Origin of the sequence: Streptomyces sp. CB01635, from assembly GCF_002803065.1 — a bacterium.
Lineage (GTDB): Bacteria > Actinomycetota > Actinomycetes > Streptomycetales > Streptomycetaceae > Streptomyces.
This window is the reverse complement of record NZ_NNBL01000003.1, coordinates 1072758-1085260: the sequence shown is the minus strand read 5'-3', so window position 1 is coordinate 1085260 and position 12503 is coordinate 1072758. Positions and strand designations below refer to the sequence as shown.

Genomic DNA, 12503 nt, shown 5'->3' with positions numbered 1-12503 from the left:
ATCCCCACTCCATGATTTCGATCATGGGTAATCCGCGCGCTTCGCCCTAGCATTCGCGCCGTGAACAGACACCCGATGCGCAAGAAGCTCGTCCTCCTCGGCGCGGCGGGCGCCCTCACCGGCGCGGTGGTCGCCGCGGGCGCCCTGTGGCCGGACACCGAGGCCACGGCGGCGGCGGACGGCGCACAGCAGCGTTCGGTGGCGGCGGAGCTCAAGCACTGGCCGGCGCCCGTGGCGAAGAAGCTGGCGAAGGCCATCGCCGCCCATGACCACCAGGGCGCGTACGCGGTCTTCGACGCGGACAACACCACGTACCGCAACGACCTCGAAGAGGCCCTGCTCCCCTTCCTGGAGATGAAGGGCGTCCTGACGCGCGACACCATGGACCCGTCCTTGAAGATCATTCCTTTCAAGGACACGGCCACGCACAAGGAGACGCTGTCCGAGTACTACGCCCGACTGTGCGACATCGACGACCAGGTCTCGTACCCGTGGGCCGCGCAGATCTTCTCCGGGTTCACGCTGAAGCAACTCAAGGGCTACATCGACGAGTTGCTGGCCTACGACAAGCCGCTGCCGGGCGGGGTGAAGCCGCCGCAGTTCTCGACGGGCATGCAGGAGCTCTATCGCACCCTGAGCAAGCACGGCATCAAGGTGTACGTGGTGAGCGCCGCGAGTGAGGACCTCGTACGGATGGTGCTCGCCGACCCCAAGTACGGCTACGGCGTCCGGCCCGAGAACGTACTCGGCGTCTCCGCCCTGCTCAAGGACCGCAAGACGGGTGAAGTGACCAGCTCCCGCAAGGAGATCGCAGCCGGCCACTACGACCAGGCGAAGCTCGCCGACCATGAACTGACGCCCACCCTCTGGGCGCCGGCCACCTGGTACGAGGGCAAGCCCGCCGCGATCAGCACGTACATCGACGCCTGGCAGAAGCCCATCCTGGCAGCGGGCGACACCCCGAAGAGCGACGGCCCGATGCTGCTGCGGTCGACGGACGTGGAGCACGGCGGCGTCCGCGTGTGGGTCAACCGCAAGGACAGCTACATGAAGGAGATCGACGGCATGAAGGCCGCGGGAGCGAAACGGCAGAAGGAGCTTGGCCAGAAGGTCACGGCGGACAAGCAGTGGCTGACGGTGACGCCGGAGCAGATCCGCTGACGGTGACGCCGGAGCAGATCCGCTGACGCCGGACGGGACGCGGTCGGTCGCCGGTGGGAGATGGGCGGGAGCCGTCCCTGCGTCATGTCTTCCAGTAGTCGCGCTGCGGCAGTTCGACCCACGCGTCCGGTGGGCCTATGACGGCGCGCGCGTCGGGCAGGCGCAGGCCCGCACAGGCGCACGAATAGGCCACCGCGTTGCAGTGGAAGAGGTAGGAGAGCAGGACTTCTTCCGATGTGTCGCCGTGGTCCGGCCCACCGCCCGGGTGGAGGTCCGAGCCTTCGATGACCCCGTCGCGCGCGACGATGCCCTGGTTGCCGCTCTTGGGGTTGGCGTACAGGCCGTAGGAGTAGGTGCCGGTGGACAGCGCGGTCATGACGCCCGGCATCTGGGGCGCGTAGCCCCAGGGCTGGGTGACGACGCACCCTCCTGGCACCGTCGTCACGCCGATGATCTGGAGGCTCTCGTCCATGTCGTAGGCGTAGGGGTCGTCCAGGAGTTCTTCGAGGTCCTCGCCGTCCGCGGGCTTCGCCTCCAGGCGGCGGATCGCCTCCTGCGCGTCGATCCCGGCCACGCAGGCGAGGCCCGTGCCCTCGTAGTGGAAGGTGCCCAGCGCCTCGACGAGCCGTCTGCCCTCCCGGGCCACCGTGCGCTCCGCCTCGGTCAGCCCGCGTTCGCCTTCGGGCACCGGGAACAGATCCGGTGTCGGTCCGGCCAGGCTGAGCCGGCCGGGCGACCAACCGCCGAACTGGAGTCGCCAGGGATCGGCCCCGGCGGCGGCCAACGCCCTTGCGTTGTCGGGCCGGCTCCCCATGACCGCCTCCCACAGCGCGGTCGTACCGTCGTCGAACGCGTCCACATCCCGTACGCGTCGTGCCAGTTCCGCCACGACCTCCGGTGAGCCGAAGCTCGCCGCCCGGTGCAACGGCCGTCCTCCGCCCCAGACTTCGGGATCGGCCCCCTGATCGAGGCGCCGCCGGATGTTACCGGCGTCCTGCCAGTCCTCCCAGCTCACGCCCGCCCAGCCGCTGTCGACCTCTGCCATCGTCCGCCCCCTCCATAGCTCGCGCGGGCAGTTCGTCGCACCGCCCCCCGTACGAACACCATGGCAGAGGGGTCTGACAACGCAGGCCCTGCCGCGGTCGATCAGTCGAGGGGCACGTCCGCCGAGCGCGACGGAACGGCGTCGAGGGAGGCGACCATCGCCTCGTCGAGTGCGATCGCGCCCGCCGCGATGTTGGCCTCGAGATGATCGGGGTCCGCGGTCCCCGGGATGAGCAGCGTGTTCGGGGAGTGCTGGAGCAGCCAGGCCAGACCTACCTGCGAAGGCGTACTGCCGAGGGACTGCGCGGCGGCCAGGACCGCAGGCTCCTGAGTCACCTTCGGAATGCCGGGGAACGCGCTGCCGAGCGGGAAGTACGGCACCCAGGCGATTCCCTCGACGGCGCAGATCTCCACCATGGTCTCGTCGTCGCGCGCCACGAGGCTGTACGCGTTCTGCACGCACACGATGCCCGCCGGGATCGCCCGGCGCAGGCCCTCGGCCGTCACGCTGCTCAGTCCGATCGCGCCGATCATGCCCTCGTCGCGCATCGCGGTCATGGCCGCGAGCTGGTCGTCGATGTCGACCACCTGGTCGCCCTCGGCCCGGAGCCCGGGTCCGGAGTCGAGCCGCCGCAGGTTCACCACAGGGACCTGGTCGACACCCAGGGATTTGAGGTTGTCCTCGACGCTCGCCCGGAGCTCCTCGGGCCGCTGCGCGGGGCGCAGTGGGATGCGACCGCCCGGATCGGGGTCAGCGCCGACCTTGCTCACGACGAGTACGCCGTCCTCGGGGCGGAGCGCTTCGCGCAGAAGCCCGTTGACGAAGGCGTTGCCGTAGAAGTGCGCGGTGTCGACGTGGTCGATGCCGAGGTCGACGGCTCGGCGCAGGAGGGCAAGTCCGGCGCGGCGGTCGTCGCGCAGGCGCTCGAGCTGCATCGCTCCGAAGCCGACGCGCGAGACCGTGCGGCCCGCGAGCTGTCCGGGGCCGCCGGGGCGTGCCGCGCCCGTGGCCGTGGTGTCGGAAGAGGGAGTGCCGGCGGTCGTCATAGGAAGTCGCTCCTGTGGGACGATTGGCTTAAGCGGAGGAACCTCCGCTCTATCGACCGTACCACTACCGGAGGGACCTCCGCTTTGACTCCGCCGGAACCGACGCCCACCGGCGCGCCCGCAGACATGCCTCAACCTGCCGAGCGCGGCGAACGCCCCCTGCGCGCCGATGCCCGGCGGAACCGCGAGAACCTCGTCGCTGTCGCGCGGGCAGTCTTCGCCGCCGCCGACGGCACCGTCGCCTTGGAGGGCGTCGCCCGCGAGGCAGGTGTCGGGATCGGCACGCTCTATCGCCACTTCCCCACGCGCGAGGCGCTCGTCGAGGCCGTCTACGCCGCCGAGCTCGACGCCGTCACCACGAGCGCTCCCGCTCTGCTCGAGGAGTTCCCGCCCGATGTCGCGCTCCGCGCCTGGCTCGACAACTACGCGAAGTTCACGGCGACGAAGCGCGGGATGATCGACACGCTGCGAGCCGGCTGGGCCTCGGGACGGATCACGACGCCGACCACGCGCGAACGGATCACGGCCGCGATCGGCACGATCCTGACGGCGGGAGCGGAAGCGGGCTCGCTGCGCGGGGACGTCGACCCGGATGACGTCACCGCGATCGTCCTCGGAGCGTTTCTGTCGACGGCCGCGAACAGCAGCACGCCGGAGCAGACGGGCCGGCTGCTCGACCTGGTCGTCGACGCCGTGCGACCGAAGTCGCAGTCGTAGGAGAGGCGGACGACGTCAGCCGGATCGCCTCATTCCGCGCTGAATCTGCCGAGCAGCTCCAACGTCGTGTCCAGCGCCGCCTCCAGATGGGCGATGCTGCCGGTGGCCATGAGGACGGTCACCCCGCCCTGCACCGCGGCGACCAGAGCCGCCGCCGTACGGTCGGCGTCCAGCGCGGGGTCCATCCGCCCGCTGCCCTGCATGCACCGCACGCCGTCCCTCAGCGCGGACTGCCACTGGGCGAGCAGCTGCCCGGTCAGCTGCTGCGAGGCGGGCGTTCTGCGGCCCAGCTCGGTCATGAGCACACCCAAGGGGCAGTTGACGCCCTGCCGTTCGTAGCGCCGCACGACCGCGCCGCGCCAGTCGCGCCACGCCTGCCAGGTGTCCAGCCGGCCGAGGTCGTCCAGGTATGGCTGCTGGTCCTCCAGGATCCGCTGCGCCTCCAGGGCGGCGACGGCGAGGAGCAGCTCGTCCTTGCCGCCTGGGAAGTAGTGGAAGATCTGGCTCTTGCTGGTCGCGGTGCGGGCGCGGATGTCGTCGAGCGTGGTCGTGGCAGCGCCCCGCTCCCTGATCTCGGCGGCCGCGCCCTCGACGATGCGTAGCCGGGTGGCGGCACCCTTCGTGGTGAGGCGCGCCGCTGTCGTCCCGCTGGAGATCATGGATTCCCTCGCTGCCACTGTGGACCTACCGGTCCATTTTACGCGGTGGCGGCCGGGTCACCCGGCTACGGCCGTGCCGGTACGGCGCTGGGCCCGCCCAGGGGTTCCCGGGCGGGCCCAGCCATGGTGCTCCGGCGTCAGATCAGTGGTTGGAGCAGTAGTTGCCGATCGCGGGGTTCAGCAGACCGATGACGTTGACCGAGTTGCCGCAGATGTTGGCGTCCACGTCGATCGGCACCTGGATGACGTTGCCGGAGAGGAAACCGGGCGAGCCGACGGCGAAGCCGTCCGCGTCGCTGTCGGCGCTGGCCACACCGGCCCCTGCGAGGACGGTGGCGGCACCCAGGGCGGCAGTGACGATAAAGGTCCGGATACGCATTCTTCTCCTCAAGTGAGATGACGGTACTTCCGGACCAATAACACCCCCCTCACCCGCCATACGCGATTCATTGCACCCATCGGGGGCGTGGCGACGACCCGGCGCAGCCAGGCGGTCAGCTCGGGAACATCCCCGCCGTCGCGTTGATCCATGTACCCGTGATCGAGGAGGCCGCGTCCGACGCCAGGAAGGTCGCGAGCGCGGCGATGTCCGCGATCCTCGGTGAACGCTTCGTCATGCGCAGGCTGTCGAGGTGGGCGAGTACCCCCTGGAGGGCCGCCTCGTCCATGCCCGGGGCACCGGCCCCCGCCAGCTTCTCCGGCGTCAGCGTGTCCGCGACACCTGCGGTCCAGATACCCAGGGCACGCACGCCGGACGGGCCCAGCTCCTGGGCGAGCTGGCGGATCAGCGCGTCCATCGCGCCGTCGGCGGCGCCGGTGCCGCCCAGCATCGGGGTGCCGTTCTTGGAGCCGCTGTCGAGGGAGAGGATCACTCCCCCGCCCTGGTTGACCATGCGCCGGGCGGCGGCTCGCGCGGTGATGAACTGCGAGGAGATGCCCTGTACGACGGGCCGCGTGTAGTCGTCGACGGACATTTCCGTAAGCGGGATGCCCTGGAGGTCGCCTCGCGGCACGAGGTTGAAGGAGATGTCGATCCGGCCGGCCCGCTCGACCACCGCGTCCGCCTGCGCCTCCACGGCCGCTTCGTCCAGGGCGTCGACGACGTCGTACTCCGCGCCCACCTCGGCCGAAGCCTTCCGCAGGGTGTCCTCCGTGCGCCCCGCAAGGAAGACCCGCGCGCCCGCGTCCGTGTACGCCCGCGCCACACCCGCTCCCAGGGAGCCGGCTCCGCCGTAGATGACCGCGACCTTGTCCTTCAGCGCGTCCGTGAGCATGGGGCGTCGTCCTCTCCTCGGCCGGACGCCGCGTGCGTCCGCTGCTTCATAAGACTCATCGTCCGCCGGAACTCATCGCCGCACCGGCAGATTGTTCATAGGAGCGGCACCCCATGGGGTGAAGCTTGCAGGCACGCCCGTTCGCCGCCGAGGACATGTGGGAGGGGTATGGCCGTACCTCCCGCCACCGGAACGAGGTCGTCCCATGCTCCGCACAAGGTTCCTGTCCGTCGCCGCCGCATCGCTGTTTGCCTGGCTCGGTCCGGCGGCCCCAGCGGTCTCCGAACCGCCCGATGCCACGGTCACCGTCACGTCCCCGGCCGCCGACTCCGTGCACCCCGTGAACAGCAGTCTCTTCGTGCGGTGGCGCAACGACACCGGACAGGAGGTCGACGTCTGGCTGACGCAGGGCGACAGTGAGGGCGGAGCGCAGCGCCTGTTCAAGCTGGCCTCGAAAGCGAGCAGCAAACCGGAGACTGAGCTGGTCGCGGCGGTGCCCCCGGTGCCGGACGGCGCCGATTACACGGTCGAGGTCACGGCCCGCGACACGGGTGTACGCGGCTACAGCGCCCCCTTCGAGGTGGGCCCGGTTCCAGCCGAAGCCCCGGCCGTCGGCACCGGCTCCGGCTCCGGCTCCGAAAAGGCCGCCGCGCCGCTCAGCTGGGTTCAGGCGCAGGACGGGCAGAGCCCTCGGTAGGTCACCTCGACCTTGGACACTCTGAAGCCGAACCGCTCCTGTGCCGGGAGGCCGGACAGCGGGTCGCCGGTCGGATGCACGTCGCGGATGATTCCGCAGCTGGAGCACACCAAGTGCTGGTGCGGCCGGTGCGCGTTCGGGTCGTAGCGCTTCGCCCGGCCGTCGGTGGAGACCTCTATGACCTCGCCCAGCGCGACCAGCTCGCCCAGCGCGTTGTACACGGTCGCTCTGGAGATCTCGGGCAGCCGCTGCACCGCGCGGGAGTGCACCTCGTCGGCGGTGAGATGCACATGATCACCGTCGAGAACCTCCGCCACGACGCGCCGCTGAGAGGTCATCCGCCAGCCACGCCCCCGCAGTCGCTCAAGCAGGCCACTCATATCGCTTCACCTTTTCAGGTTCGGTGGGATACCCGAGGTTGACCGGCGCACTTCCGGTCCCATCGGAAATGCGATTGGTGCACTTCTTGACTTGGATTCTGTCCATCGTAGGATCGGTTATGGCGATAGCCAAGGGACAGGAAGACTCCAGTGCGGCAGGAGACAGAAGTTGATCAGCTCCGAGGGGCGCGCGGTCGTGCGTCGGTCGTCGCTCCCTCCACGCCGACTGAGGCCCTCCGCGCCATCGACGCGGCCGAATTCGTACCGCTTCGCCTCACTTTGAGCCGTAGTGTCGAACTGTCCCGGAAGACCGCGGCCTCGCGATCGACACGATCCGCTCGATCGACACCCGCGTCTCGATTGTCTGGATCGACGAGGCTGAGGCCATCCACGGGGCCCTCGCCCCACCCGTTCCACCGCCGTAGTTCCTGAGCAGTGTGATCCGCCCCGTCCGGAAGGATTCCCAATGTCTGAGAACCAAGATGCGATCGTCACAGACGCGAAAACACAGGACGGAGGAGGCTGCCCGGTCGTGCACGGGAGCGCCCCGTACCCGACGCAGGGCAACGGCGCGAACAGCCAGTGGTGGCCGCAGCGGCTCAACCTGAAGATCCTTGCCAAGAACCCTGCCGTGTCCAACCCGCTCGGCGAGGGCTTCGACTACGCCGAGGCGTTCAAGACCCTCGACCTTGCCGAGGTCAAGCAGGACATCGCCGAGGTGCTGACCACCTCGAAGGACTGGTGGCCCGCCGACTTCGGCCACTACGGCCCGTTCATGATCCGCATGGCGTGGCACAGCGCCGGCACCTACCGGATCAGCGACGGCCGCGGTGGAGCCGACACGGGGCAGCAGCGCTTCGCCCCGCTCAACAGCTGGCCGGACAACGGAAACCTGGACAAGGCCCGCCGTCTGCTGTGGCCGGTCAAGAAGAAGTACGGCAAGAACCTGTCGTGGGCCGACCTCATGATCCTCACGGGCAACGTCGCCCTGGAGACGATGGGCTTCGACACCTTCGGCTTCGGCGGCGGACGTGTCGACGCCTGGGAGCCCGACGACGACGTCTACTGGGGTCCCGAGACCACCTGGCTCGGCGACGAGCGCTACACGGGTGACCGTGAGCTGGAGAACCCGCTCGCCGCAGTCCAGATGGGCCTCATCTACGTCAACCCGGAGGGCCCGAACGGCAACCCGGACCCGCTCGCCGCCGCCCGCGACATCCGTGAGACGTTCCACCGGATGGCGATGAACGACGAAGAGACGGTCGCCCTGATCGCCGGCGGCCACACCTTCGGCAAGACCCACGGCGCGGGCCCCGCCGAGGAGGTCGGCCCCGCTCCCGAGGCCGCCACGATCGAGGAGATGGGCCTCGGCTGGAAGAACACGTTCGGCACCGGCAAGGGTGACGACGCGATCACCAGTGGTCTCGAAGGGATCTGGACGGACACCCCGACCACCTGGGACAACACCTTCTTCGACATCCTCTTCGGCTACGAGTGGGAGCTCTTCCAGAGCCCCGCCGGCGCCAACCAGTGGCGGCCGAAGGAGGGCGCGGGAGCGGGCACCGTGCCCGACGCCCACGACACGTCGAAGAGCCACGCTCCCACGATGCTGACGACGGACCTCTCGCTCCGGTTCGACCCGACCTACGAGCCGATCTCGCGCCGGTTCCACGAGAACCCGGCCGAGTTCGCGGACGCCTTCGCCCGCGCGTGGTTCAAGCTGACCCACCGCGACATGGGCCCGATCGTGCGCTACCTCGGCCCGGAGGTCCCGAGCGAGGAGCTGCTGTGGCAGGACCCGCTCCCCGCGGTGACGCACCCGCTCGTCGACGCCTCTGACGTCGCCGCCCTCAAGAACAAGATCCTGGCTTCGGGCCTGACGGTCTCTCAGCTCGTGTCCACGGCCTGGGCGTCGGCCTCGTCCTTCCGTAACAGCGACAAGCGCGGCGGCGCGAACGGGGCGCGCATCCGCCTCCAGCCGCAGAGCGGCTGGGAGGTCAACCAGCCCGACGAGCTGGCGGCCGTGCTGCGCACGCTGGAGGGGGTCCGCCAGACCTTCAACGGCGCCCAGTCCGGTGGCAAGCAGATCTCGCTCGCCGACCTGATCGTGCTCGCCGGTGCCGCGGGCGTCGAGAAGGCCGCGAAGGACGCGGGCTCCGACATCCAGGTGCCCTTCACGCCAGGGCGTGCGGACGCCACTCAGGAGCAGACCGACGTGGAGTCGTTCTCCGCGCTCGAGCCGTCCGCCGACGGGTTCCGCAACTACCTCGGCAAGGGCAACCGCCTGCCGGCCGAGTACCTGCTGATCGACAAGGCGAACCTGCTCGACCTGAGCGCCCCCGAGCTGACGGTCCTCGTCGGCGGCCTGCGCGTCCTCGGCGCGAACTACGGGCAGTCGGCGCACGGCGTCCTCACCACGACCCCCGGGTCGCTGACCAACGACTTCTTCGTCAACCTGCTCGACCTGGACACGACGTGGAGCGCGACGGCCGGCGACGCCAGCACCTTCGAGGGCCGCGACGCCTCGGGCAAGGTCATCTGGACGGGCACCCGTGCCGACCTTGTCTTCGGGTCGAACTCCGAGCTGCGCGCGGTCTCGGAGGTCTACGCGAGCGATGACGCGAAGGAGAAGTTCGTGAAGGACTTCGTCGCCGCGTGGGACAAGGTCATGAACCTGGACCGGTTCGACCTCTCCTGATCACACGAAGTCCAGGCCGGCCCGCAGTGGGCCGGCCTGGACTTCTGCGTTTGAGCATCATGACTCCGGCTGGACCGGCACGAGACGCGCCGTCCCGGAGGTCACCACCAGTACGCCGGGTACTTCGGCGCCCCGCGTCGTACCCGAGAGGCCGCGAAGCCGGTCAGCACGAGCAGCACGGTGGAGCCGAACAGCAGCGGAACGAAGCGGCCGGGGGCCGGCGTCTGGAGCACGACGATGACGGCGGTGGCGCAGGCCGCCGAGTGCGGGGTACGGGCGAGGATCGTCGCGGCGAGCGTGATGCCTCCCGCCAGTGCCGCCGTCCACGGGCTGCTGTTCGTGAGCGCGAGGACCGCGTAACCGGCCCCGGCGCCGAGCAGGTGGCCGAGGACGATGCTCCGGGGCTGGGCCAGGGGCAGGGTGGGTGCGCTGTGCACGAGGGCTGCGCTCGCGGCCAGCGGCGGTATCAGGACCGGCTCGTGAATCATCGCGCCGATCGCCACCAGCCCGAGCAGGACCGCGGTGACCGCGCTGATGCTGTGGAGGGCCGCCGCCGCGGTGGGCCGGGCCGGTGCCCTACCGACTCGGCGCGGCGTTCGGGGCGAATCGGGGGCGGGAGTGGGCTGCTGGCGCAGCACGGAATCGGTGCTCACGGTGACGTTTTCTGGGGCAGGCGGCTCGCGGCCGGCAGGACGACGGGAGAAGGAACGGTCGTAGCTGCGCGGAGCACACCTCTGTGATCAACAGTGGTTCTGACCTTGCACCTGTCCGGATGGGGCGGGCGCAGTCCACGCACGATTTTACCTGTCGAGCCGTACGCGCCAGGCATGGGGGCCGACCGCAGTCCCGGAGCGCTGCGCCGCCGCACGCAGGTCACACCGCCTCAGCGCCACGGCAGCCTTACCCCGCCCTGAACAGTCCCTGACCGCAACCCTGTTGAGCCGACCCGCGGCGCTTGGGACCATTCGCCCCATGGACGAGCCGGGCACGGCCTACGAGATCCGCTACGGGTGGACCGCCCCGGCATGGGTGGCTCTGGCGTTCGCCCTGCTCATCGGCGCGGGATTCATCCCCGGCGCCGAACCACCGGGAAGCGACCACGTCGAGCTGATCCTCGCGCCCTACGTGGCGCTGATCGTGCCGCCCGCCACGCTCCGACTGACCGCGGCACGTATCGGCCCCAACGGCATCACCTTGGGCCGCCTGCTGTTCTTCCGTGAACCGGAGTTCCATCCCTGGTCCGAGATCGTGTCCGTCAGCCTCTCCGACGGCGCGCGGGGACCAGGGCGTCTCCGGATCCCCGAGCTCACAGTGCGTCACCACAGGCGGCTTGCCCCGCGACGGGGGCGGACCACGTCCAGCGCGCTGCGCGAGCTCGACGCCTATCTGACTGCGTACGTGGATCCCGACTTCGTCGAGGCCTTCAGAGGAACCACGGAGTCCGCCCGTTCCATGGTGCTGTGCAGGGTGGACACGGCACGCCTCGAACGGGCCGTACGGGCCTTCGCTCCCCAGGTCCACTTCTTCGGCGACGCCGGCCGGCCATGACGATACGGCCAAGGATCTGACTGAACGCATGTGGCGTACAAGGGAGTTGAGTGACCATGGAGACGCCTGCGGAGGCGGGCCGGGGAGCGGTCGACACGTACGGGGGACGAGGGAGCCATGGCCGAACAGACGGCGCCCGAGCCACCGCCGCACTCTCCGGCACCGGTCGCAATGAGCCTTGGCTCGGGCTGCTTCCCGTGGACGGTGCACGCGGTTCTGATCGCCCTGGTCTCCGGGCTGCTCCTGATCCTCGGCCGCGGCGGCGAACCCGGGAACGGCCACCCCGACGGAGGTAAACAGCAGGCCTATGTCGACGAGATCGACGAAGCGCGGCAGCAGCTCTTCAAAGGTGAACTCGTCCGCACCAGTACGAAGTCGCTGCATCTTGTGGCCGGCGGCGATCCAGTCCCTTACCGGGCCCAGATCCTGGGCAGTTGGCGCTCGGACGGAGCCGGTGAGACGCACTCCCCGACCAGCGCGGGTGCTCAGATCGGCGTGAAGTTGCACTGCTCGGGTGCCCAAGTGCGGTGCACGCCGCTGTCGTCGGAGCGCCAGAACGTCATCTCCGAGAAGGACACGGCGACGTGGCTGTGGGAGGTGAGCGCCGAGAAGGCGGGGACTGTCACTCTCTCCGTGACGGTCACCGCCTACTACGAGGACACCGACACCGTGCTCTTCGAACAACCGCCCGCGACGGCCCACGTCGAGGTGGCGGCCCGGCCCGGTCACCGCTTCGCATGGGTGAATCAGGCGTGGCGGTGGATTTCCGGCGCGATCACAAGCCTGGGCGGGCTCGCCGTGTCCGTGACGGCCGTCATCAGCCTGGCGGTGTCGTGGCCCGCCGAACGCCCCGGGCGCCCGACCCCGAGCCCGGCAACGACGGCACCGACGCGGACACCAACTCGCCCTCCTGAGCGTGTCAGAGTGCCGCGACACTACGTGAGGCCAAGGTCACAGTTTCGCGCGGAGTGGCCGACTCCAAGCCCAATTTCCCAGGTCAGGGCCGACCGCAGGGCAACTCCCGACCTCCGCCCCGCGGCACAGCGACGCCGATTGTCACACCGACCCTCTAGGCTTCTTCACATGTCCACCACTCCGATCCCTGGTTCCGTGCGGTCCGCCGACGATCTGAACGAAGAGATTCGCTGCCTGATGCTGTGCAGCGGTGGCCGGTTGAGCGCAGAGCAGCGCCGGGAGTACGAAGTTCTCGTCATCGAGTGGTCCGCGGCGGTACGTGGCGAGGTTGTGAAGGCCGCGTAAGTCCCGGACCTTCACCTG

General features: G+C 69.6%; 13 protein-coding genes. 6 read left to right on the top strand and 7 right to left on the bottom strand.

What is annotated here, in order from left to right; translation table 11 throughout:
- The first annotated feature begins 60 nt into the window (after nt 1-60).
- Nucleotides 61-1161: an HAD family hydrolase gene (locus tag CG723_RS13070; protein ID WP_324902982.1), complete on the top strand. Its 1101-nt coding sequence runs from the start codon at nt 61-63 to the stop codon at nt 1159-1161.
- Nucleotides 1162-1243: 82 nt separating this feature from the next.
- Here the strand turns inward: CG723_RS13070 and CG723_RS13065 are convergent, their stop codons facing one another.
- Together CG723_RS13065 and CG723_RS13060 are read right to left on the bottom strand one after the other, a co-directional pair.
- Nucleotides 1244-2206: an ankyrin repeat domain-containing protein gene (locus CG723_RS13065; protein ID WP_100593434.1), complete on the bottom strand. Its 963-nt coding sequence runs from the start codon at nt 2204-2206 to the stop codon at nt 1244-1246.
- Nucleotides 2207-2307: 101 nt separating this feature from the next.
- Nucleotides 2308-3252, bottom strand: a complete 945-nt coding sequence (locus tag CG723_RS13060; RefSeq protein WP_100593433.1) for an aldo/keto reductase — start codon at nt 3250-3252, stop codon at nt 2308-2310.
- Nucleotides 3253-3378: 126 nt separating this feature from the next.
- Between CG723_RS13060 and CG723_RS13055 the strand changes: the two genes are divergently transcribed.
- The gene (locus CG723_RS13055; protein WP_100593432.1) at nt 3379-3969 is read left to right on the top strand and encodes a TetR/AcrR family transcriptional regulator; all 591 of its coding nucleotides are present in this window, start codon (nt 3379-3381) and stop codon (nt 3967-3969) included.
- A gap of 29 nt (nt 3970-3998) precedes the next feature.
- Here the strand turns inward: CG723_RS13055 and CG723_RS13050 are convergent, their stop codons facing one another.
- The 3 genes from CG723_RS13050 to CG723_RS13040 all read right to left on the bottom strand — a co-directional run bounded on the left by CG723_RS13050 (nt 3999) and on the right by CG723_RS13040 (nt 5902).
- Nucleotides 3999-4628 (bottom strand): TetR/AcrR family transcriptional regulator, encoded by a 630-nt coding sequence (locus CG723_RS13050; RefSeq protein ID WP_100593431.1) that lies wholly within the window; start codon nt 4626-4628, stop codon nt 3999-4001.
- A 142-nt stretch (nt 4629-4770) separates the two neighbouring features.
- Nucleotides 4771-5007: a chaplin gene (locus tag CG723_RS13045; RefSeq protein WP_100593430.1), complete on the bottom strand. Its 237-nt coding sequence runs from the start codon at nt 5005-5007 to the stop codon at nt 4771-4773.
- 115 nt (nt 5008-5122) lie between these two features.
- Nucleotides 5123-5902 carry an SDR family NAD(P)-dependent oxidoreductase gene (locus CG723_RS13040; RefSeq protein ID WP_100593429.1) on the bottom strand — a complete coding sequence of 260 codons (780 nt, stop codon included), beginning with the start codon at nt 5900-5902 and terminating at the stop codon, nt 5123-5125.
- Between the two features lie 205 nt (nt 5903-6107).
- Here CG723_RS13040 and CG723_RS13035 point away from each other — a divergent pair, with 205 nt between their 5' ends.
- Nucleotides 6108-6599, top strand: a complete 492-nt coding sequence (locus tag CG723_RS13035; RefSeq protein WP_100593428.1) for a Ser-Thr-rich GPI-anchored membrane family protein — start codon at nt 6108-6110, stop codon at nt 6597-6599.
- Here CG723_RS13035 and CG723_RS13030 read toward each other — a convergent pair.
- Nucleotides 6569-6979, bottom strand: coding sequence for a Fur family transcriptional regulator (locus CG723_RS13030; protein ID WP_100593427.1), 411 nt, complete (start codon nt 6977-6979; stop codon nt 6569-6571). The two genes, CG723_RS13035 and CG723_RS13030, sit on opposite strands and share 31 nt — an antisense overlap.
- A gap of 466 nt (nt 6980-7445) precedes the next feature.
- Here CG723_RS13030 and katG point away from each other — a divergent pair, with 466 nt between their 5' ends.
- A complete protein-coding gene (gene katG / locus CG723_RS13025) occupies nt 7446-9677 on the top strand; it encodes a catalase/peroxidase HPI (RefSeq protein ID WP_100593426.1) in 2232 nt (743 codons plus the stop codon).
- A 101-nt stretch (nt 9678-9778) separates the two neighbouring features.
- Here the strand turns inward: katG and CG723_RS13020 are convergent, their stop codons facing one another.
- Nucleotides 9779-10330 (bottom strand): HPP family protein, encoded by a 552-nt coding sequence (locus tag CG723_RS13020; RefSeq protein ID WP_100593425.1) that lies wholly within the window; start codon nt 10328-10330, stop codon nt 9779-9781.
- Between the two features lie 319 nt (nt 10331-10649).
- Here CG723_RS13020 and CG723_RS13015 point away from each other — a divergent pair, with 319 nt between their 5' ends.
- Complete coding sequence (locus CG723_RS13015) at nt 10650-11225, top strand: hypothetical protein (protein ID WP_100593424.1); 576 nt, start codon at nt 10650-10652, stop codon at nt 11223-11225.
- A 117-nt stretch (nt 11226-11342) separates the two neighbouring features.
- Entirely contained in the window at nt 11343-12485 is a 1143-nt protein-coding gene (locus tag CG723_RS13010) for a hypothetical protein (RefSeq protein WP_159032444.1), read from the top strand.
- The last annotated feature ends 18 nt before the right edge of the window (nt 12486-12503 follow it).